Source organism: Actinophytocola glycyrrhizae (assembly GCF_042653545.1).
GTDB lineage: Bacteria > Actinomycetota > Actinomycetes > Mycobacteriales > Pseudonocardiaceae > Actinophytocola > Actinophytocola glycyrrhizae.
Genome location: NZ_JBHSIS010000017.1, coordinates 247,595 through 268,495 on the forward strand (window position 1 = coordinate 247,595; position 20,901 = coordinate 268,495).

At 73.2% G+C, this 20,901-nt stretch carries 21 protein-coding genes; 10 read left to right on the forward strand and 11 right to left on the reverse strand.

The window, feature by feature from the left end:
* Window positions 1-13 precede the first annotated feature (13 nt).
* The 4 genes from ACFPCV_RS26980 to ACFPCV_RS26995 form a co-directional block, all read right to left on the reverse strand.
* The gene (locus ACFPCV_RS26980) at window positions 14-187 is read right to left on the reverse strand and encodes a class I SAM-dependent methyltransferase (RefSeq protein WP_378059142.1); all 174 of its coding nucleotides are present in this window, start codon (window positions 185-187) and stop codon (window positions 14-16) included.
* Window positions 188-308: 121 nt separating this feature from the next.
* Window positions 309-1,085, reverse strand: coding sequence for an ABC transporter ATP-binding protein (locus ACFPCV_RS26985; RefSeq protein WP_378059143.1), 777 nt, complete (start codon window positions 1,083-1,085; stop codon window positions 309-311).
* The gene (locus ACFPCV_RS26990; RefSeq protein ID WP_378059144.1) at window positions 1,082-2,080 is read right to left on the reverse strand and encodes an ABC transporter substrate-binding protein; all 999 of its coding nucleotides are present in this window, start codon (window positions 2,078-2,080) and stop codon (window positions 1,082-1,084) included. The genes ACFPCV_RS26985 and ACFPCV_RS26990 overlap by 4 nt, the downstream gene beginning before the upstream one ends.
* 23 nt (window positions 2,081-2,103) lie before the next feature.
* Window positions 2,104-3,195 (reverse strand): FecCD family ABC transporter permease, encoded by a 1,092-nt coding sequence (locus ACFPCV_RS26995; RefSeq protein ID WP_378059358.1) that lies wholly within the window; start codon window positions 3,193-3,195, stop codon window positions 2,104-2,106.
* A gap of 217 nt (window positions 3,196-3,412) precedes the next feature.
* Here ACFPCV_RS26995 and ACFPCV_RS27000 point away from each other — a divergent pair, with 217 nt between their 5' ends.
* The gene (locus ACFPCV_RS27000) at window positions 3,413-4,333 is read left to right on the forward strand and encodes a phosphotransferase (RefSeq protein ID WP_378059145.1); all 921 of its coding nucleotides are present in this window, start codon (window positions 3,413-3,415) and stop codon (window positions 4,331-4,333) included.
* Window positions 4,334-4,367: 34 nt separating this feature from the next.
* Here ACFPCV_RS27000 and ACFPCV_RS27005 read toward each other — a convergent pair whose 3' ends face one another.
* On the reverse strand, window positions 4,368-5,138 hold the full coding sequence (locus ACFPCV_RS27005; RefSeq protein ID WP_378059146.1) for a bestrophin-like domain: 771 nt from the start codon (window positions 5,136-5,138) through the stop codon (window positions 4,368-4,370).
* A gap of 170 nt (window positions 5,139-5,308) precedes the next feature.
* Here ACFPCV_RS27005 and ACFPCV_RS27010 point away from each other — a divergent pair, with 170 nt between their 5' ends.
* From ACFPCV_RS27010 to ACFPCV_RS27025, 4 genes are all read left to right on the forward strand, one after another.
* Window positions 5,309-7,432, forward strand: a complete 2,124-nt coding sequence (locus ACFPCV_RS27010; RefSeq protein ID WP_378059147.1) for a COG1361 family protein — start codon at window positions 5,309-5,311, stop codon at window positions 7,430-7,432.
* 194 nt (window positions 7,433-7,626) lie between these two features.
* Window positions 7,627-7,941: a hypothetical protein gene (locus ACFPCV_RS27015; RefSeq protein ID WP_378059148.1), complete on the forward strand. Its 315-nt coding sequence runs from the start codon at window positions 7,627-7,629 to the stop codon at window positions 7,939-7,941.
* Entirely contained in the window at window positions 7,938-9,191 is a 1,254-nt protein-coding gene (locus ACFPCV_RS27020; protein ID WP_378059149.1) for a nucleotide sugar dehydrogenase, read from the forward strand. Before ACFPCV_RS27015 ends, ACFPCV_RS27020 begins: the two co-directional genes overlap by 4 nt.
* A gap of 60 nt (window positions 9,192-9,251) precedes the next feature.
* Window positions 9,252-9,785 (forward strand): EF-hand domain-containing protein, encoded by a 534-nt coding sequence (locus ACFPCV_RS27025; protein WP_378059150.1) that lies wholly within the window; start codon window positions 9,252-9,254, stop codon window positions 9,783-9,785.
* A gap of 54 nt (window positions 9,786-9,839) precedes the next feature.
* Here the strand turns inward: ACFPCV_RS27025 and ACFPCV_RS27030 are convergent, their stop codons facing one another.
* From ACFPCV_RS27030 to ACFPCV_RS27055, 6 genes are read right to left on the reverse strand one after another with little or no spacing between them, the layout of a single operon-like run.
* Window positions 9,840-10,241, reverse strand: a complete 402-nt coding sequence (locus ACFPCV_RS27030) for a DUF6917 domain-containing protein (RefSeq protein ID WP_378059151.1) — start codon at window positions 10,239-10,241, stop codon at window positions 9,840-9,842.
* The gene (locus ACFPCV_RS27035; RefSeq protein ID WP_378059152.1) at window positions 10,241-11,149 is read right to left on the reverse strand and encodes a Gfo/Idh/MocA family protein; all 909 of its coding nucleotides are present in this window, start codon (window positions 11,147-11,149) and stop codon (window positions 10,241-10,243) included. The genes ACFPCV_RS27030 and ACFPCV_RS27035 overlap by 1 nt, the downstream gene beginning before the upstream one ends.
* A complete protein-coding gene (locus ACFPCV_RS27040; protein WP_378059153.1) occupies window positions 11,146-12,249 on the reverse strand; it encodes an Ldh family oxidoreductase in 1,104 nt (367 codons plus the stop codon). Before ACFPCV_RS27040 ends, ACFPCV_RS27035 begins: the two co-directional genes overlap by 4 nt.
* Window positions 12,152-13,516, reverse strand: coding sequence for a M20/M25/M40 family metallo-hydrolase (locus ACFPCV_RS27045; RefSeq protein ID WP_378059154.1), 1,365 nt, complete (start codon window positions 13,514-13,516; stop codon window positions 12,152-12,154). Before ACFPCV_RS27045 ends, ACFPCV_RS27040 begins: the two co-directional genes overlap by 98 nt.
* Window positions 13,513-14,364, reverse strand: a complete 852-nt coding sequence (locus ACFPCV_RS27050; protein ID WP_378059155.1) for a sugar phosphate isomerase/epimerase family protein — start codon at window positions 14,362-14,364, stop codon at window positions 13,513-13,515. Before ACFPCV_RS27050 ends, ACFPCV_RS27045 begins: the two co-directional genes overlap by 4 nt.
* Window positions 14,354-15,325, reverse strand: coding sequence for a Gfo/Idh/MocA family oxidoreductase (locus ACFPCV_RS27055; protein WP_378059156.1), 972 nt, complete (start codon window positions 15,323-15,325; stop codon window positions 14,354-14,356). Before ACFPCV_RS27055 ends, ACFPCV_RS27050 begins: the two co-directional genes overlap by 11 nt.
* A 254-nt stretch (window positions 15,326-15,579) precedes the next feature.
* On the opposite strand from ACFPCV_RS27055, the gene ACFPCV_RS27060 reads away from it, so the two are divergent.
* The 5 genes from ACFPCV_RS27060 to ACFPCV_RS27080 are packed head-to-tail and all read left to right on the forward strand — an operon-like array spanning window position 15,580 to window position 20,894.
* The gene (locus ACFPCV_RS27060) at window positions 15,580-16,776 is read left to right on the forward strand and encodes a DegT/DnrJ/EryC1/StrS family aminotransferase (RefSeq protein ID WP_378059157.1); all 1,197 of its coding nucleotides are present in this window, start codon (window positions 15,580-15,582) and stop codon (window positions 16,774-16,776) included.
* The gene (locus ACFPCV_RS27065; RefSeq protein ID WP_378059158.1) at window positions 16,773-17,909 is read left to right on the forward strand and encodes a DegT/DnrJ/EryC1/StrS family aminotransferase; all 1,137 of its coding nucleotides are present in this window, start codon (window positions 16,773-16,775) and stop codon (window positions 17,907-17,909) included. The genes ACFPCV_RS27060 and ACFPCV_RS27065 overlap by 4 nt, the downstream gene beginning before the upstream one ends.
* A 5-nt stretch (window positions 17,910-17,914) precedes the next feature.
* Complete coding sequence (locus ACFPCV_RS27070; protein WP_378059359.1) at window positions 17,915-18,577, forward strand: class I SAM-dependent methyltransferase; 663 nt, start codon at window positions 17,915-17,917, stop codon at window positions 18,575-18,577.
* Window positions 18,574-19,542: a UbiA family prenyltransferase gene (locus ACFPCV_RS27075; protein WP_378059159.1), complete on the forward strand. Its 969-nt coding sequence runs from the start codon at window positions 18,574-18,576 to the stop codon at window positions 19,540-19,542. The genes ACFPCV_RS27070 and ACFPCV_RS27075 overlap by 4 nt, the downstream gene beginning before the upstream one ends.
* Window positions 19,539-20,894, forward strand: a complete 1,356-nt coding sequence (locus ACFPCV_RS27080; RefSeq protein ID WP_378059160.1) for a protoporphyrinogen/coproporphyrinogen oxidase — start codon at window positions 19,539-19,541, stop codon at window positions 20,892-20,894. Before ACFPCV_RS27075 ends, ACFPCV_RS27080 begins: the two co-directional genes overlap by 4 nt.
* The last annotated feature ends 7 nt before the right edge of the window (window positions 20,895-20,901 follow it).

A 20,901-nucleotide genomic window follows, 5' to 3' on the forward strand; every position in this document is an offset into this window, starting at 1 on the left:
CCGTCCGGCGGGCTCAGTGCGCGACCCGGCCGGTGATCAGGAACTGCGGCCGGACCTCGTGCCCGTCGGCGAGGTCGATGCCGGTGACGTCGTAGCCGAGCTCGGCGAGCATCAGCGCCACGTGCCCGGTGCCGGTGCCGACGTCGAGCACCCTGGCGGGCGGCGCGGGCAGCGCCCGGCGCCACACGCCCGTCCAGCCCGCCCGGATCTCCGGGTTCCCGACCTGCCGGACGTGGTGGGCGTCGTAGGAGTCCGCGCGCCGCGTCCAGTACCGTTGATGTTCTCCTGTGCGGTGTCGACCAGGTCCGTCATGCGGGGTTCTCCTCGGTGTCGAGAGGGCGGAACAGCAACTGGAGTCCGTCGTCGGTGCCGACGCGTTGTACGCCGATGCCGTAGACCGGCTCCAGCACCTCCGGTCGCAGGACGGCGTCCGGGGTGCCGGTGGCGGCGACCCGGCCGGAGTCGAGCAGGACCAGCTCGTCGCAGTAGCGGGCCGCGAGGTTGAGGTCGTGGAGCACCACGACGGTCGTGACCCCGAGCCGCCGGACCAGAGCCAGGACCTCGTGCTGGTAGCGGATGTCCAGGTGGTTGGTCGGCTCGTCGAGCAGCAGGTGGTCGGCCCGCTGCGTGAGCGCCCGCGCGATGAGCACGCGTTGTTTCTCCCCGCCGGACAGTCCGGAGAAGACGCGGTCGGCCAGGTGCCGGACGCCGACCCTCGCCAGTGCCGCCGCGGCGATGCGGTGGTCGTCGCGGCCGGGGCGCTGGAAGGTCGTCAGGTGCGGCGCCCTGCCGAGCAGGACCGCCTCGGCCACCGTGAGCGGCAGCTCGCCGGAGCCCTCCTGCGCGACCACCGACATCCGCAGCGCCAGCTCGCGTGGCCCGAGGTCACCGATCCGCGTCCCGTCCAGCGTGACCAGGCCCGCGCGCGGGGTCAGTGCGGCGTACAGCGTCCGCAGCAGCGTGGTCTTGCCGCTGCCGTTGGGGCCGATGAGGCCGACGACCTGGCCGGGACCGGCCGCGACCCGGACCCCGTCGAGTACGAGGGCGTGGCCGTAGCCGAACGAGACGGCGTCGGCGGTGATCACCGGCCCGCGCCGAACCGGTCGGCGATCCGCTCCAGCCCGGTCATCGACAGCGGCGTCGGCGGTTCGGTGAAGTTGAACAGCTGGACCAGGATCTCGTCGTCGCGCACCGCGCGCAGGGTGTCGGCGCCGGGCAGCGTGACGAGGGCGTCCTTCACGTCGTCGGGCTCGCCGTCGACGTGGAGCAGGACCAGCACGTCGGGATCGGCGGCGACCAGTTGTTCGGTCGTCACCTCGAAGACCCGCTCGTCGACGTCACCGAAGACGTTCGTGAACCCCGCCGCCGCCAGTTGCGGGTGCGCCATGCTCCGGTTGCCGTACGCGTAGCCGCTGCCGCCGCCGACGGTCGGGTAGAGGACGGCCGCGGTGCGCTCCGGCCGTCCTTCGACGGACTCCTCGACCGCGGTCTCGCGCTCGCGCAGACCGGCGGCCAGCGTGGCGGCCTCGTCGGTCCGGCCGAAGATCCGGCCGTACAGCTCGATCTGCTCGTAGACGTCGTCGAAGGTCGTCGCGTCCACCCCGTCCGGGCAGTACACCGGCTGCACCAGCGCGTTGATGCCCACCTCGGCCAGGCCCTCCCTGGTGATGCCGTCCGGCAGGCCGAGCACCAGCTCCGGCTCCTGCGCGATGATCGTCTCCCGCGAGATCTGCAGGTGCCCGCTCTCGTCGAGGTCCTCGCCGAGCGACTCGATGCCCGCGATCGCCGCGTTGGTCCCGGCGTCGTAGTACTCCTCGGGGAACGCGCCCGCCCGCAGCACCGCCCTGTCGAGGACGCCCAGCCCGTGCAGGATCGTGACCGGCGCGCTCTCCAGCAACGCGATCCGCTCCGGCGGCGCGTCGAACGTCACGTCGGTACCGCAGTTCCGCACGGTCAGTGGGAAGCCCGCGCCGCCCGCCGGTGCGTCGCCACCACCGGAGTCACCGGCCGCGCAGGCGGTGGCGAACAGGGCGAGCGTCAGCAGCGGAGCCAGTAGCCGCGGGCCGCGCCTGGCGTACATGGGTCTCCTTCTGTCGTGCGGGGTCAGGTGCTGGAGGCGTGGAAGCGCCGGACGAGGATCAGCAGGAACGGGGCGCCGACGAGGGCGGTGATGATGCCGATGGGCAGCTCCCTCGGCTGGAGCACGGTGCGTGCGGCGACGTCGGCCCACACGAGGAAGATGGCGCCGATCAGGGCCGCGACCGGGATGACCCGGCCGTGTGCCGCGCCGACGAACCGGCGGGCCACGTGCGGGATCACCAGGCCGATGAACCCGATGCCGCCGGACGCCGCGACGATCGCGCCGACGCACAGCGACACCACGAGCAGCAGGTGCACCCGGAACCGGGTGGGCGGCACCCCGAGCGTGTGCGCCGTCTCGTCACCGATCGCCAGCGCGTCCAGCCGCCGCCCCCACAGCATCAGCGCGGCGACCGTCAGGCACACCACCGCGACGACGATGGCGAGCGGCCACGACCAGCGGGCCAGGCCGAGCGACCCGAGCAGCCAGAACAGCACCGACCGGGCACCCTCGGCCGAGTCGGCGGCGAAGATCAGGAAGCTGGTGGCCGCGTAGAGCGCGTAGCCGACCGCGACGCCCGCCATCAGCAGCCGCAGCGACGTGATCCGCCCACCGGCCCTGGCCACCACGAAGACCGCGGCCGACGCGCAGAGCGCCCCGAGGAACGCGCTGACGGGGAGCGCGTGCTCGCCGAACCCGGCCCCCAGCCCGAACAGGATGGCCGCCGCGGCTCCGGTCGACGCACCCGAGGTGACGCCGAGCAGGTACGGGTCGGCCAGCAGGTTGCGCACCATCGCCTGCAGCGCGACACCGCACACCGCGAGCCCCGCGCCCACCAGCGCGCCGAGGATCACCCTGGGCAGCCGCACCTTCCACACGATGGAGTCCTGCGGCGCGGTCCACGTCACCCCGGCCGGCCAGCCCGCGAGGTGGTGCCCGATGATCCGCGCGACCGTGGCGGGGGAGATCGCCACCGCACCCAGCCCGACCGCGAGCACCAGCGTCACCAGCAACCCGGCCGACAGCCCACCGACCCACAGCACCGTCGAGCGCCGCCGCGCGGCGTGCCCCAGGTCGTCGTCGGGCTCGTCGTCGGGCTCGGTGCCTGGCTCGATGTTGTCGCGCGCCGCCGCGATGCCGGTGCCGCCTAGCGCCACTGGTCCACCTGTCTTCGGCCCCCGTCCCCGTTAATGCCAACTACTTGCAACAGCGTAGGTGGCGGGAGCGCGCGTGGCCTGTGGCACTCACCACAAAGATCACGTCGGTCGGGACGTCGCGAACCGGCGTTCCGGCTCGCTTCCGCGGGTCCGGCGCACATGGCACAGTCCACACATGCCGTTGACGGATCTGCCGCACTGGCTGCCGCCCTGGTGTGCCGGGCAGTTGGGCGACGAGCCGGCGGGCGTGCTGTTCGAGCGGCGGTCGACGTCGGCGGTGTTCGGGCTGCGGCTGGCGGACGGGCGGGACGTCGTGGTGAAGGCGCGGGAGGACGACGGCCGGGCCGCGTCGTGCGTCACCGCGCAGGCCCGGTTGGCGGAGCGGGGGTTCCCGTGCGCCCGCCCCCTCACGCCCGCGGTCGCCGTCGGCGCGCTGGCCGTGCACGCCGAGGAGTACCGGTCCGGCGGTGAGCTGCTGCCCGGCGACTCACCGGAGATCGCCGTCCGGTACGCGGCGGTGTTCGCCCGGCTGATGGCCGAGCTGGTAGACGTGACCGTCGCGCCGCCGCTGCCCAACCCGCGCTGGGCGCGCTGGGACCACCAGGACCCCGGCCTGTGGCCCGCGATCGACTTCCTCGACGAACGGGACCAGAGCGTCGTGCCCGCGCACGTCGTCGACACGGCCGCCAGGGCACGAAAACGGCTACTGGCCGCCGGCCTGCCGTGCGTGCTGGGCCACGCCGACTTCGAAGCGCAGAACCTCTGCTGGCACGACGACGGCGTGTGGGCCGTGCACGACTGGGACAGCCTGGCGTGGCAACCGGAGGCGGCGCTGGTGGGTGCGGCGTCCGGTGCGTTCGCCAGCGGCACACCGCCGACCCTGGCCCCGGTCGAGAGTTCCGCCGCGTTCCTGACGGCCTACCAGGAGCTTCGGGGGCGCCGGTTCACCGAGGAGGAACGAGAGGTCGCGTGGGCGGCCAGCCTGTGGGCCGCGGCCCACAACGCCCGCTGGGAGGCACTGCACGGCGACCCCCCGGTGTCCTGCGACGCGGTCCGTGCGCAGGCGGCCGAACGCCTCCACCGGGCGAACGCGTAGCCGGGTCCCCGTCAGTGCTCGCACGCCGAGCGGATCACGTGTTCGGCGGTGCCGTCATCTCGTCCAGTGCGGACCGGAACGCGTCCGGTGTGGTGCCGAAGAACCCTTCCAGCGGGTTCATCAACTGCCAGCACACGTAGAGCGTGGCGCTGAGGGTGAGCGCGAGCAGGGCCATCACGGCGATGTTGGCCGGTCTGGTGCTCATGCCGAACACCAGTGGGAACACCAGCATCAGCACCGCGCCGACGACGGTGCCGATCAGCAGTGCGATCGTGAACGCGTCGTCCGACGTGGCCATCTCCACGCGCGCGCGGTGGTTCTCGTCGATCGTGCGGATGTTCTGCAGCGCCTGTTTTCGTGCCTCCGCGACGATTTCCGCGTCGACGGGCAGGGCGGTCACCGCGCTGCGCAGCTCGGTGATCGTCTCGGTCACCTCGGGAGCGTCGCGTCCTTCGGTGAGGGCGGGCCATTCGCGGTCGGCGACCTGGGTGGCGTACCTGGTCAGCAGGGCGCGGATCCGGTCGGCGTCCGGTTGCGGCACGGCCGCCAGCTGCCAGTAGGTGTCGATCACGGCGTCGGCCTCGGTCGTCGCGTGACCGTCGAGGTCGGCGCCGGTCTGCCACGCGAACACGACGAAGAACGCGAGGACGACCGTGAACAACGCGTTCAGCACCCCGCCGACGAACGAGACGGAGTCGCTGTCGTAGTCCTCACTGCGCGCCCGTGCGCGCCGCCCGGCCAGGATCGTCACGACGATCACGATGGCCAGCGGGAGCACGAGGAAGACGGCGATGTCGAAGGCCACGGTTCTCAATCGGGTCAGCGGTTCTGCCGGTGTCGTCGGTGGACGCTAGCGCATCCGGACCGCGGCGCGCGACTCGACCGCCGAGTTGACTCCATCGGGTGATCGTCGCACCGGGAACTCCGCCGTCCACTTGTGACACGGTACTAAAAGGCTTACTACGGAAGGAATGGATGCCCGTGCGCAGGTCGCTCGTCGTGCTGGTGGTGGCGGTGCTGGTCGCGCTGGTGGCCCCGCCGGTGCCGGCCGTGCCGCACGCTCCCGAGTGGACGGTGGCGTTCGACGGTGAGGTCACCGGCGATGTCGCCGTCGCGGGCAACGCGGTCACCCGCTGCCCGCCGGGTCCGGGCGCGCTGGCGTGCCGGGACGCCGAGACGGGTGCGGCGAACGGCGCGCTGAACAACGATCACTCGATGGTGTGGACGGACACCGACGACGACCCCCGCACCGTGACGTCGTCGTCCGCGCGGGTCGACGTCCCGGCCGGTGCGCGGATCGTGCACGCGACCCTGTCGTGGGGTGGTGTGCTGCGCGCGGGATCCACCGGTCTGTGCGGGCGGACGGCGACATGGCCGCCGGGCACGCCTGCCGCGGTCAGGGTCGCGGTGGGTGGCCGCGAAGGCGTTCCCGTCGCCGCGGCGGCGTTCACGGCCGAGCCGAGCCCGCCTGGCGCCGACCGCTGGTACAGCGCGCACGCGGACGTGACCGACCGTCTCGCGGACACGACCGGACCGGTCGACCTCACGGTCGGCGACGTCCGCACCGGTCAGGGCCGCGACTGCGCGGGCGGCTGGTCCGTCACCGCGGTGTGGTCCCGCGCCGACGCGGCCCGGCACCGCGTCACCGTCCACACCGGACACGAACGCGTGGCCGGGAGCACGGCACACGTGCTGCTGGCACCACCCGGCCTGCGTGCCGCGGGCGGCACCACCAGGCTCGCCGTGGCCGCGCTGGAAGGCGACCGCGCCATCGGCGGCGACACCCTGCGCGTGAACGGCAGCCAGCAGGCGGGCCAGGACGGCCCCGGCAACGTCTTCGTGTCCGGCGCGGACGGCGCACGGGAACCCGCACACGTCAACAACATGAGCGTCGACGTCACCACGATCGAGCTGGCCGCCGGCGTGGTGCGCCCCGGCGACACCGCGGTCGAGATCGAGGCGACCTCGGGCGCCGACCACTACCTGCTGTACGGGCTCGCGTTGTCGGTGCCACTTCCCGGCATCGCACTGCACACCTCGGTGGACCGCCCTGTCACGCACGAGGGCGAGGACGTCACCCAGCGGTCTGTCGTCACCAATACCGGCGGCGTACCGCTGCACGACGTCGTGGTGGCGTCCGATCTCGGCTGCCGTCGGGTGGTCGGGCCGCTGGCCCCCGGTGCGCACGCGGAACTGGTTTGCACGGGTCCCGGCGGCAGAACGCTCGCCGCGTCGGCCAGTGCCACCGACGCGGCGGGTGGCACCCACGCGGCGACGGCCACCGCGGCCACCCGCGTCATCCGCCCCGCGCTCACCGTGCGGGTCGGCACCCCGAAACCGGTGGTGCTCATCGGGAAACCGGTCACCCACCGCGTCACCGTGACCAACTCCGGCGACGCACCCGTTTCGTCGGTGCGGCTGCGTGGTCTCGGCTGTGACCGGGTGGTGGCCACCGTCCTCGCACCGGCCGCGACCGCCACGGCCGACTGCACCGCGCCGCCTGCCCTCGTTCCCGTGACGGCCACCGCGGTGGACGAACTCGGCGCGCCGGTCACCGCGCGTGCCAGGGCGTCGTACCGGATCGTGCGTGTCGGTCTGGCGCTGGAGATCGTGGTCCCGGAGCACCCGGTGGCGCCGGGCGGCACGACGACGCTCACGATCCGGGTGCGCAACACCGGCGACGTCGCGTTCACGAATGTCGCGGTGACCGGCGAACCGGCCGCGTGCCACCGGTTCCTGCCGCGCCTCGAACCGGGCGCCACCGCCGTCCACACGTGCCGGGTCGTGGTGACCGGGCCCGCCACGGTCACGCTCACCGTGACCGGTGTGCCCGACGTGAGCACCGCCGTGGTGGGCCCGGTCCCGGTCAGCAGCACCGCCGAGGTCCGGCTGGCGCCGGAGGTCGCCGAGGCGGCCGCGGCACCCGGGACGGTACGGCCGCCACCGGCGGCCGTACCGGAGCCCGAGCCGGAACACGAACTGGCACAACAGGGTCCGCTGCGTTCACCGGTCACCCCGGCGGTCATCGCGGTGCTCGGTGTGCTCGTGATGACGGTCAGCCTCGGCGGGTTGTCCACCGCGGCACGACGTCTGAGGTGACCCTCTGTCGCCGGAACTCGCACGGCCGGTGCCACGCGGTGGGAGCGCGGATGACGTCGCGACGCTGAGTGTCCGGATTCTCGAAACAAATTCCGGCGAGTGCACCCTTTACGGGCCAGTGCACGCCGATTTCCTGACGTTGTGCGCGGGCGTTGCTAAATTCGGTGAGAGTTCCGATGTCCAGGGAGGAACGCATGAAGAAATTCCTCGCCGCCGGTGGCGCGGCAATCGCTGTCGCGATGACGTTCGCCACCGCCGCACCCGCGGTCGCCGCGCCGGCGACGGGAGAGGTCGTCGTGTTCTCCGTTGAGTCGACCGAGCTGACCGTCGTGGAAAACCCGTCCGGTTGCGTGAAACTGCCGACGGCGGCACACGTCCTCGTCAACCAGACCGACAAACCCGTGCGGGTGCACGGCGACCCGTTCTGTGTCACCCCCGGCCTGACCGTGGCACCGGGGTACGGCTCGCACGTCGCGGCAGGCTCCGGTTCGTTCTCGGTCGACAGGTGACGGCCGGGCACGACCTGGTCGTCGTCGGCATGGGCTACGTGGGCACCCCGCTCGCCCAGCGTGCCTGCCGGGCCGGACTGCGGACCGCGGGGCTGGACGTCGACCACGAGGTGGTCGACGTCCTCGCCGCGGGCCGCTCGCACGTCGCGGGGGTGTCCGACGCCGAGGTCGCCGCGATGCTCGCCGCCGGGTTCACCGCGGGCACCGACCCCGCGGTGGTGACCGGCGCGGACACGGTCGTGATCTGCGTGCCCACCGGGCTCACCGCAGACCGGACCCCGGACCTCGGTCCGCTGCGGGCGGCGAGCGCGGACGTGGGCACGCACCTGCGGCCCGGCACGCTCGTCGTGCTGGAGTCGACGGGGTTTCCCGGCGTCACCGAGGAGGTCGTGCTGCCGCTGCTGGAGCGGCACAGCGGACTGGTCGCGGGCGAGGACTTCTACCTCGCGTTCGCGCCGGAGCGGATCGATCCGGGCAACACCCGGTTCGGTCTCGCCAACACCCCGAAGGTGGTCGGCGGCCACACGCCCCTGTGCGCCAAGTACTGCGCCACGTTCTACAGCCGGTTCGTCGACACGGTGGTCGTCGCCCGCGGGACGCGGGAGGCGGAACTGGCCAAGCTGCTCGAGAACACCTACCGCTTCGTCAACATCGCGCTGGTCACCGAGTTCGCGCGGTACTGCGACGTGACCGGCATCGACGTGTGGGACGTGCTGCACTGCGCGGGCACCAAACCGTTCGGCTTCGCGTCGTTCACGCCTGGGCCGGGGGTCGGCGGGCACTGCATCCCGGTGGACCCGCTGTACCTGACCAGCAAGGCGGACACGGAGGGGTTCACGTTCTCACTGGTCGAGGCCGCCAGGGCGGTCAACGACGGCGCGCCCGCCAACGTGCTGCGGCGGGCGGGGGAGTTGCTCGGTGACGTGCGCGGCGCGTCGGTGCTGCTGCTCGGGGTGACGTACAAGGCGGACGTGCCCGACGTCCGGGAGACCCCAGCCGCGCCGATCGCGGCCGGCCTGCTCGATCGCGGCGCCGAGGTGACCTACCACGACCCGTACGTGCCGGAGTTCCGCGTCGGCGGCCGTGCCCTGCCCCGTGCCGCCGACGTGGGCGCCGCCGTCGCGGACGCCGACCTGACGATTCTTCTGCAGAACCACCGGGATTACGACCCCGTTCTGCTGGCGCGTGCCACTCGGCTGCTCCTGGACACCAGGGGAAGGATTTCCGGGAGCCGTGTCCGGTATTTGTGAAGGCTCCGGCAGAAAGCCGGTTCGTTGTGTCGTCAACATAGGAAAAGGGATTTCTGTCATATGACTACTGCCATCGCCAACGACCGGCTCCGTCTGCGTTTCGCCAAGTGGGACGTCGACGGCAGCGGTTCGCTGGAACGTACGGACTTCGAGCGTGAGGCCGACCGCATCACGGGCCTGTTCGGGGCGCAGCCGCAGTCCCGCGAGGCCAAGGCGCTCAAGGACGCCTTCCGGAACCTGTTCGAGTACCACGCCCGTGAGGCCGGGGTGCCGGGCAACGGCTCGGTCAGCGAGGACCAGTTCCTCCAGATCAACGAGAAGCTGATGTTCTCGGAGGGCGAGGCCAGCTTCAACCGGGTGCTGCGGCCGGTGATGGAGGCGCTCGTCGGGCTGTGCGACCGCAACGGCGACGGCATGATCAACCAGGACGAGTTCACGCAGTGGCTCAAGGGGATCGGCGTGAGCGAGTCGACCGCGCGGGACGCCTTCCGCCAGATCGACACCGACAACAGCGGTGAGCTGACCGTCGACGAGCTGCTGGCGGCGGTGCGGAACTTCCACTTCGGCAAGCTGGACGTGCCGCTCCTGGGCTGACCCGGCGACGCGGAAGACGGGGGCGGTGCCGGGCGGCGCCGCCCCCGTTCCCTTTCACGGCACCGGCCGGAACGTCACGGGCAGCTCCGGCGCCAGCGCCAGGTCGCCACCGGAGACCGGCCTCGGCGCGGCGATGAGGATGTTGTAGTGGTTCGGGAAGTGGCAGGCGTCGAACCCGTGCACGGTGCCGACGAGCCGATCGCCGATCCACACCTCGTCGCCGCGGTCGATCACGCCCGCGTTGTGCAGCTCCGCGAACCCGAGGAACCCGACCCGGTCGATCCTGGCGCCGGGGGCGGTCTCCGCGTGGTCGGTGGTGACCAGCTCGTGCACCTCACCCTCCCGCACACACCGGCTCGCGTGCGGTTCGAGTGTCATCCCGCGCTCGTCGCGCCGGTGCAGCAGCACCTTCACCAGCGCACCCGCCACGGGCCGCTTCGCACCGTTCTCCCGCATCACGCCGTCCTCTCCAGCCCTTCCATCCGGTAACACGACTCGACCAGCGCGAGCGCGGCCAGCCCGCCGCCGCCCGCGCGTCCGCCGCCCAGGACCAGCCCGGCGAACTCGGCGACCACACCGCGGTACTCGTGCCACAGCGACTGCTTGAACCCCGGGTGCCCGGCCAGCAGGTCGGCGTGGCGGACGCTGCCGTCGGCCAGCTCGACCCGCACGTCCTTGACCTCGCCGGGGAACGACCAGTCCAGCTCGACCCGTGCCGTCGCACCGGTCGGCGCCCGCAACGCGACCACCGCCCGCCGGTCGATCCCGGCCTCCCTGGTGATCGTCACGCCGGTCACCGACACGTCGCCGAGGAACGCGCGCACGAGGTCGAAGGCGTTGGGCCCGTTGTCCGCGACGCAGCCGCCACCGCAGCGGGCGGGGTCGAGGTACCACGCGTCCACCCCGACGTGCTCCTCGATGCGTTCGAGGTACCGCACGACCACGTGCGAAGCCGTCGACCCCATGGTGGACAGAAGGGCGTGGAGGTTGTCGTTGTGGCGCCGGTGGAACGCGGTGTACAAGGGCACACCGGCGGCGCGGGCACGCCGGTCGAGGTCGCACGCGTGGGCCAGCGTGGTGGCGAGCGGCTTCTCCACGCACACCGCGGCCCCGGCGGCGATGGCGTCCCGGCAGACCGCGTGGTGCGCGTCGTTGGGCACGGTGACGACGACGGCGTCCAGGTCCGCCTCGGCGAACATGCGGCGGTGGTCGGTGTACCGGTCGCACGCGTCGCCACCCAGCTCGTCGAGCAGCTCCGGGCGCAGGTCGCAGACCGCGGCCAGCCGCAGGCCGGGGTGGTCGGCGACGGCGGCTCGGTAGTACGTCCCGATGACGCCGAGCCCCACGATGCCGACGCGGATCATCGGCCGAACCCCGCGACGACGAGATCGCGGTACACGTCCGCGGCGAGCGGCACCCCGTCGGCCCGGTGCCGCGCGGCCCGTTCAGCCTCCAGCCAGCCGGGGTAGCGGACCGGGTCCGCGCCGGGTACCGGTGGGCAGTCGGCGAGCGCGGCGAACAGGGTCCGGACCGACACGGTGAACGCCCCCGCTGGGCGCAGCGTGTCCGGTGCGATCGCGAGCACGAGGTAGCCGATGTCGTCGTCACTGCCGTGCGGGCGGCCGTCGCCGCCGAGGGCGTCGGGTGCCGGGCCGAGTGCCGCGCCCGCGAGCGCGGCGGTCAGCACCTCGACCGCGACCGCGAGCCCGAAACCCTTGTACGCGCCGGTGTGCGCGTCACCGCCCAGCCACCGCAGGTGCGCGTCACCGCGGTCGAACGCGGCCGGGTCGGTGACCGGGGCGCCGGTGTCGTCGGCGAGCCAGCCCTCGGGGATCGCGGTGCCCGCCCGCGCCGCGGCACGGACGCGGCCCGTCGGCACGACGGTGGTGCTCATGTCGAGCACGAACGGCCGGTCCGGCAAAGCGGGCGCGGCGACGCTCAGCGGGTTGGTGCCGAGCACGGCCACGGCGCCGCCGGGCGGCCGGGCGATCCGCTGGCCGCCGCAGTTGCTCGCGACCACCCCGATCATGCCCCGTTCGGCCGCGAGGGCGGCGTGGTGTCCCGCGCACCCGAAGTGGGTGCCGCCCCGGACGGACACCAGCCCGACGCCGTAGGCGACTGCCTTCTTCGTCGCCAGCTCCATGGCCTCGGTGGCCGCCCACAGGCCCAGCGCGTTCCGCGCGTCGAGCAGGACGGCGGGCCCGGTGTCGCGGAGGGCGACGGGTTCCGCGGCGGGATCACACCGGCCGGACTCCAACAGCGGCAGGTACAGCCGGCACAGGTTCGCGAGGCCGTGGGACCCCAGCCCGTGCAGGTCGCCGTAGAGCAGTGCGGCCGCCGCGGCGTCCGCGCGGGCGGCGGGCACGTCACGGTCGCGGAACAGCCGCGCGGTGAACGACAGCAGGTCCCGGTAGGGCACCCGCACCGCGGTGTGGGGGGAGGTCTCGGACATCGTGCTGGCCATGGTTCTCCTCATGGGCGCACCGCGCCGCGAACTCGGTGAGCACGCGGGTGACGGTGTCGGCGAAGGTGTCGAGCTGGGACAGTTCGGCGTACTCGCCGTCGGCGTGGGCGTTGTTGGCCGCGAGGCAGCCCGGACCGAGCACCACCGTCGCGGTGCCTGGCACGTCCTGCAGCCAGATGGCGTCGCAGGTGAACGGGGGTTCGTCGGCGGGCCACGCCGCGACACCGGCGGCGTCGAGCAGGCCGGTGGCCCAGCTGTCGCGGCAGTCGAGTGCGGGCAGCCCGCGTTTGTGCCAGCGCAGCGACACGATCCGGGTGGCGTCGGCCGCGGTGCGCCGCAGCTCGCGGCTGTCCCCGAAACGGCCGCGGAACGCGGCGATCCCGGTGCGGACCGCGTCGGTGAGGCGCTGCTCGGAGCGCCTGCCCGCCGCGAGCGACGGGTAGGACAGGTTGAGCAGGAGCCGTCCGGTGCCGTAGACCCGGTTGTGGGCCGTGCCGGTGTAGAGCCCGGCGACGCACACGCGGCCTTCCGGTTCGGCGCCGTCGAGTTCGGCGGCCAGGTGCTGGGCGAGGAAACCGAGCAGGACCGTCGCGTTGTGACCGGCGTCGGGCCGGTCGTCGATGCTCCCGTCGCCATCGACCGACACGCACGCGGTCATCGCGGCCGTGGACCTGGTGGCGTACCGCAGGCCGGTCGGCTCGCAGAACACGTTGAGGCGCCCGGTGAACCCGGCCTCGACGAGCGGGCGGGTGCCGTAGGTGCCCATGGCGCCGCCCTCCTCACCGGCCACGGCCTGCACCAGCACGGCGACGTCGCGGCCGAGCACCGGCCGGGCGGCACGCACCCCGGCGAGCAGCGCGACCGCGGGCCCCTTGGCGTCGACGGCGCCACGTCCGGTGAACCGGGTGCCGTCGAACCCGACCGGCACCTGCCCGGCGACGGTGTCGAGGTGGACGTTGAACATCACCGTCGGCACGTCCGCGGGCCCGAGGCGCAGCACCAGACTCGGCTGCGTGGCGAGGAAACCGGGTTCGCGGGCGCGGTGGCGCACGAGCAGTGGCACGTCCTCGCGGTCGAGCACCCCGGGGTCCGGCGCCGCGTGGTGCACGGTGGTGAACCCGGCCGTCGCGGCGGCGGCCGCGTAGAGCCGTTGCGCGGCCGCGATCTCGGAGACACCGCCTTCGAGCGGGTTCACCGTCGGCACCCGGAGCAGCCGCAGCAACAGCTCGTGGTCCTCGGTGGACAGTCGCGTGGCCTGCCGGGTCACCGCACACCCCGCACCAGCTCGGCAAGGCGGTGCCCGGCCGCGACGAACGCGGCCGTGCCACCGGCGTCGGCCCACCGGTCCTCGTGCGGCCGGGTGGCGAGGTGCGGCTCGATCGACAGCACGCCGTCGTACCCGGCGGCACTCAGCAGGCGCAGGCACGCCACCACCCCGGCCCGGCCGTCGCCCGGCAGGGTGTAGGTGGTGTCCTCGCCGTCGCCGACCGCGTCCTTGACGTGGACGTGCGCGACGAACGGCACGAGTTCGGCCAGCAGGTCGGCCGCGGTGTAGCCGTGGGCGGGGCCGTTGCCGATGTCGAACAGCAGCCGCAGCGCGGGGCTCCCGACGGTGTGCAGCAGGTCGAGCGCGCGGTCGGCCCGGGAGGCCGCCCAGCCGACGCAGTTCTCGTGCAGCAACGTGATCCCGGCCGACTCGGCGAGGTCGGCGAGGTGGCGGACCCGGTCGACGACCTCCTGCCGCCACCGCGGCTCCGGCAGTCCCGCGTTGGGGTAGGACATGATCCGCACGTAGCGGGTGCCCAGGTCGGCGCACAGCTCGGCGAGCGAAGCCAGTTCGGCGCGGTCGGGGTCGAACGGGTCGGCGATCGTGCCTGCCCAGCCGCCGATCCGGGAGTCCAGGCACACCACGCGCAGCCCCGCGTCCCGCACCGCGCGGACGAGCCGGTCGCGGCAGGCGCGGTCGAGGTCGGCGAGCGCGTGACCGTCCACAGTGCGCAGTTCGACGGCGTCCCAGCCGAGCAGTTCGACCGCGCGGAGCTGTCCGGTCAGGGTCGGCGCCGCCTCGTCGCCGATCCCGGCGAGACCACCGGCGGGCCACGTGTCAGCCGGCATGGGCGGTCACGTCCTGGTCGGCGAGTGCACGTGCCCCGGCGAGCAGCCGCACCACGCGGGCGTGGTCGGTGAACTCGCCAGGCGGTGCCGGGGCCATGCCCGCGAAGTACCGGTAGGCGGCCAGCAGGAAGGCGCCGAGCGACTCGTCCTCGAACACCTCGCGGGGACCGTCGCCGACGCGGAGCTGGGCGTGGTGGTCGTCGGCGGACACCGGGTAGTGGCCCACCACCGTCGTGTCCCGCAACCGCAGGGTGATCTCGCGGCGGCGCACCGGGGAGGTCAGGTCCGAGCGGATCGTCGTGTGCGCACCGCCGTCGTGCCGCACCGACAGCCAGGCCCCGGCCAGCGGCCCGAGATCCGGTTCCGGACGGCCCGCGGTGGTGAGCCGTGCCGGACCGGCCAGTGTGAGCGCGACCGCGAGCGTGTGCGGGATCTCGACGTCGAACGCGTCGGCGTGCCCCGCGCCGCGGGAGCGGCCGAACCGGGGCTTGTCCTGGCGCACCATGATCGACCGGAGCGGCCCGAACCGGCCCGAGCGCACCACGTCGTCGATGCGGCGGGTCAGCGCCGAGGCGAGCCACTGCGTCACGACGACGATGTCGAGCCCGTGGGCGGCCCGCAGGCGCTCGATCCCGATGAGCGCAGCCGGGTCGGCGGCGACCGGTTTCTCCACGACGAACCGCCGGAACCCGAGCCCGGCCAGCCGGGTGAGCACCGGGACGCGGGTGCCCGGTGGCGTGCAGACGTGCACGACCGTGTCATCGGGCGGCACGGCCGCCGCGGCGCGCTCGAGCGAGTCGACGGCGAGCCCGTCACGCAACGCCGTACCGGAACGGGGATCGAATCCCACGATCGGATGAGCCGCGAACAGTTCCGGATGTGTGTCGCGAAGCCGGCGCAGCACCGGCGCGTGCAACCCGCCGCCGGACCGTCCCAGCCCTACCACCACCGTGTGCGGCATCGCCGTCCTTCCCTCGCATGTGTGGTGTTTCTCCGGTGTGCCAACGAGAACGCGCCCGACGGTAGCGCGGGGCACCGACATCGGCGACCAACGAGAACTGCTTCCAACATCAACTTGGTCGCGCTGTGTCGCCGACGTTGTCGATCGAGTTAACGCGACAGACCCGACCTGATGATTCGGGTGCGCACACCTCCCCGGTGCTCCGCGACGCGGTTACGTTCGAGTGCGAGGCATTCGCGAACAGACGAGGGGCCATGGCCGTAGTTTCCCTGCCGCACAAGCAAATACCGCTGTCCCGAAGTCAGGCGCCGATCCCGTTCTTCCACCAGGCCGCGACCTTCTCCCGGCTGTGGCCGGTCATCGAGGCCGGCCTGCACCAGGTCGCCGACAACGGCAAGTACTCCCACGGCGCGCAGGTCGCCGAGCTGGAACGCCGCCTGTCCGACTACACCGGGGCCGCCCACGTCGTCGGGGTGAACAGCGGGACCGACGCGCTGATCCTCCTGTTGCGTGCGGGCGGCCTGGCACCCGGCGACGGCGTCGTGGTGCCCGCGTTCACGTTCGTGGCCACCGCGACCTCGGTCGTGCACGCCGGCGGGCGGCCCGAGTTCGCCGACATCGACCCGGTGACCCACCAGCTGTGCCCCGAATCGGCGGCTCGGGCGATCACCGCGCGCACCCGCGCGCTCATGCCGGTGCACCTGTTCGACCGGATGGCCGACATGCCCGCGTTCGCGGCACTCGCGCGGCGGCGCGGCCTCACGCTGTTCGAGGACAGCGCCGAGGCGATCGGCATGTGGCAGGACGGGCGCCACGCCGGCCTGCACGGTGCGGGCGGAGTCCTGTCGTTCTTCCCCAGCAAGACACTCGGCGCGATCGGCGACGCGGGCGCGGTACTCACCGACGACCCAGGGACCGCCGCGAGGGCCGCCGCGTTGCGCCACCACGGCAGGCCGGGGTCCACGGTGGACAACTTCCCGGCGATCCGCACCGGCAGCGCACTCGTCGGGGTCAACAGCAAGATGGACGACGTCCAGGCCGCCGTCCTCGTCGCGAAGCTGACCTCGCTCGAACAGGACATCGCCCGGCGCGCCGAGCTCGCCGCCGCCTACACGGAACGCCTCACCGGCGTCCCCGGCATCCGCGCACTGCCCGGCGCCCTCCGGCCCGGCCGCGACGTCTGCTACGTCTACGTCATCGAGGTCGAGGACCGCGACCGGCTCGCGTCGGCACTCACCGCCGAGGGCATCGGCACCGAGGTCTACTACCCGGTCCCGCTGCACCTGCAGCCCTGCTTCGCCGCCCTCGGGCACCGGCCGGGCGACTTCCCGCACGCCGAGGCCGCCTGCCGCCACACCATCGCGCTGCCGCTGTACCCCGACCTCGGCCTCGCCGACGTGGACCGGGTCTGCGCGGCGATCCGCCGCTTCCACACGGGAACCGAATCGTGACGAGGACCCTGCCGTTCTTCCCGCCCGACCTCTTCGAAACCGACCGGGCGACCCTGCTCGAGATCGTCCACGACCTCGGCACCGGCACCGGTCAACGGTTCATCCTCGGGGAGCACACCGCCCGGTTCGAGCAGGCGCTGTCCGGCACACTCGACGGCGCCGCCGTGGTCACCTGCGGCAGCGGCACGTCCGCGCTCACGCTCGTGCTCGCCGCGCTGGGGATCGGGCCGGGGGACGAGGTCGTGGTGCCCGCGTTCGGCTGCGCGCCGCTCGCCGCCACCGTGGTCAGCTCGGGTGCGACGCCGGTGTTCGCGGACGTGCGGCCGGACACGATGACGCTCGACCCGGAACTCGCGCGGGCCGCGATCACCCCGCGCACCAGGGCACTCATGCCCGCCCACCAGTTCTCGGTCATGGCCGACATGCCCGCGTTCGAGGCACTCGCCGCGCGGCACGGGCTGCGGCTGATCGAGGACTCGGCCGTCGCACAGGGCGCCGTGCTCGACGGCAGGCCCGCGGGCACCTGGGGCGACGCGGGCGTGTTCTCGTTCGTACAGGTGAAGTCGTTCGGCATGCCGGGCGAGGGCGGCGCCGTGGTCACCCGCGACCCTGACCTCGCGGACACCGTCCGGATGCTGCGCAACCACGGGCAGGACGGCAGGCAACGGTTCGTGCACCACCGGATCGGGTTCAACAGCCGGTTCGACGAGGTCATGGCCGCCTTCCAGCTGCGCCGCCTCCCCGGGCTGGCAGGCAGGCTCGCGCGACGGGCCCGGATCGCCGAGTACTACACCGCCCGCTTCGCGGCCCTGCCCGGCATCCAGCCACCGCCCGCGGGCCGCGACGGGCGTTGCTTCTACGTCTACTGCCTGCGTACCGACCGTCGCGACGATCTCGCCGAACACCTCGCCGCGCAGGGGATCGGCACACACGTGTACTACCCGGCGCCGCTGCCGGCCCAGCCCGCGTTCGCCCCGTACGCGCGGCCGGGTGCGGTGTGGCCCAACGCGGACGCGGCCAGCAGGAGCATCCTCGCGCTGCCCGTCTACCCGCACCTGACCGACGCGGAGATCGAGCACATCGCCGACGCGGTGTGCCAGTTCGCCGGCAACCGGAAGGACATCGAACCGTGAGCACGATGACCGGCACCACCGAGCAGGTCACCGACGAGGACGTGGCCCTCGAATGGCGGCGGCGGGCCGAGCGCCCTGGGCTGGCCAGGGTCATGCGCGCGTCCCAGCCCGACACCCTGAACACCGGGGTGACCGAGCAGACCAGGCAGGTCGTCGGCGACCAGCTGGCTCTCGTGGCCGAGCACCTCGGCCACCGGCCGCGCAGCGCGCTGGAGATCGGCTGTGGCATCGGCAGGCTCACCCCGACGATCGCGGCGCACGCCGACCGGGTGCACGCCGTCGACATGACCCCGGCGATGCTGGACCAGGCCCGCGCCGCCTGCGGTGGTCTCGCCACGGTTGACTTCTCGTGCGAGCGGATCGACCGGATGGCCGTGCCCCGGCAGCGGTACGACACCGCGGTGTGCGTGTGGGTGCTCATGCACGTCCTCGACGAGGAACAGCTCACCGCCGCGTGCCACACGATCGCGGCGTCCACCCGGTACCTCACGCTCATCGAGTACGAGGGGGCGAACGTGCCGGTGAGCCGGTGGTCGCGCCTGCGCACGCTCGACGAGTACCTCGCGCTCATGCCCGGCGGCGAGGTCGTCGACCGGCGGGTGGTCGACTACGGCGGCGACACGTCGTTCGCGGCGCTGATCGGGTTCGGCGGGGAGGCCGGGCGATGACCGACACCGCACTGCACGCCGCCCGGCCACGGGCGGCGGAACCGAAGCTCGTCAGCTACGCGCGCCTGGCGAAGCTGGACGTGTTCGACTACTACCTGAGCCTGCTCGTCGTGCTGTCGGCCGTCCTGCTGCCGCTGGCCGGCTTCGACCCCGCCGTGCTGGTGACGCTCGCCGTCTTCGGGCTCGGCACCGTGTTCATGACCGCCGCGATGGTCGCGTTCGACGACCTCACCGGCTACCGCGACGGCAGCGACGTCGCGAACTACCGGGCCGACCCCACGCTGCGGCGGGCGCGGCGCAAACCCCTGGTCGCCGGGACGCTGACCGAACGCGAGGTGGTGCGGTTCGGCTGGGTGACCGCCGTGCTCGGCGCGGCGATCCTCACCGCCGCCGTCGTCGTGACCGCGCCGTACGCTCCACAGTGGACGATCTGGCTGACGGTCGCCACGTTCGTGGTCGCGCTCCAGTACTCCTACGGGCTCAAGATCAGCTACCACGGCTTCCAGGAGGCGTTCATCGCCGGGCTGGGCTGGGCCATGGTGCTGGCGCCCTACGGGCTGGTCACCGGCCGGTTCGACCTGTTCGTCCTCGTGCAGGCGCTGCTGTTCGGGCTCGGCCCGCTGCTGTTCGGCGTGTACTCCAACACCAACGACGTAACCGGTGACCGCGCGGTCGGCAGGCCGACGGTGGCCGCGCTGACCACGCCGAGGGGCAACATGCGGTTCGTCGCCGCGCTGTCGGCCGGGGAGTTCCTCATCGGCGCCGTCGCGTCGGCGACCGGTATCGCGCCGTGGTGGTTCGTCCTGCTGATGCTGCCGGTCACCGTGCTGCGGGCCCGGCAGTTCGGCCTCGGTTTCGGGCCACGCAAGGACATCCTGGTCGCCCGCGCACTGGGGTTCACCGTGCACCGGGTCACCGCCGCGCTGCTCGTGGTGGCCAACCTCGTACTGGCGGCCACGTCATGACTCCTGACCTCGACGTCGCCGTCGTCGGCGCCGGGATCGCCGGGCTCACCACGGCACACGAGCTGACCAGGGCCGGGCTGTCGGTGCGGGTGTTCGAGGCGCGGGACCGGGTCGGCGGGCGCATGGCCAGCCACCGCCGCGACGGCTACACCATGGACGAAGGCGCGGAGCAGTTCCCGGCCCACGGCTACCGCGCGACGTGGGAACTGGTGCGGCGCATGGGAATCCCCGACAGGAAGCTGCCCACGATCGGCGGCCCGCTCGCCATGTGGCGGGACGGGGCCGCGCACATCGGGGTGTCGTCGCCGCGTGGGTTGCTGACCGGCGCGGGACTGGGGCCGAGGGCGCGGCTGGACCTGGCCCGGTTCACCGCGGCCGCGGCCCGGCAGCGGCGGCGGTTCGACCCCGACCGTCCCGAGTCGACCCCGCTCGGCGACGCCACCATCGCCGCGCTCGCCCGGCGGTACCACCCCGACCTGCTCGACTACCTGTTCCAGCCGGTGGTCGGCAGCTTCTTCGGCTGGCACCCGGACCGCTCCGCCGCGGCGCCGTTCGTGAGCCTCATGATGGCCGTCGGGCCGCCGTCGACCTGGCGGACCTACCGCGACGGCATGGACACGCTCGCCCGCGCACTGGCCGCCGACCTCGACGTCGGCACCGGGACCACGGTGACCGACGTGGCCGTCGCCGCCGGAAAGGCCGTGCTGGCCACGGATCGCGGACGGGTCACCGCACGGGCCGCGGTGCTGTGCGTACCCGCGCCGGTGGCCGCGTCGCTGCACACCGACCGCCGCGAACCCGTGCGGCGGTTCGTCGACGCCGCCACGTTCACCCCGACGCTGAAGGTGAGCTGCCTGCTGGACCGCCCGCTCGCCCCGCCGGCGCCGCGTCCGGTCTACACGCTGCTGACGCCCTCGGTCGAGGAGCCGGTGCTGGCCGGGATCATCGTGGACCACGTCAAACACCGGGGACGCGCACCGGCAGGGCGGGGCCTGCTCACGCTCATGACCGCACCCGCCGCGATCCCCGGCCTGCTCGACGCCTCCGACGAGGAGGTCGCCGCCGCGCTGGTCGCGCCGGCGGCCCGGTACGTGCCCGGCCTCGAGGACGCGGTCACGGCCACGTGCACGCACCGGTTCCGCCACGGGCTGCCCGAGGCGACCCCCGCCGCGCTGGCGCTGCGGGCGGACTTCGCGGCCAGGCAGCCGGGACCGGTGGACTACGCGGGGGACTGGGAGTACCTGCGGCCCAGCAGTGAGGGCGCGGTGCGGTCGGCGGCCGGTGCCGCGGCCAGGGTGCTCGCCCGGCTGCGGGCAGGCACCCCGGTGGCACGGACCCGGGAGCTGGTGTGAAGCCGTA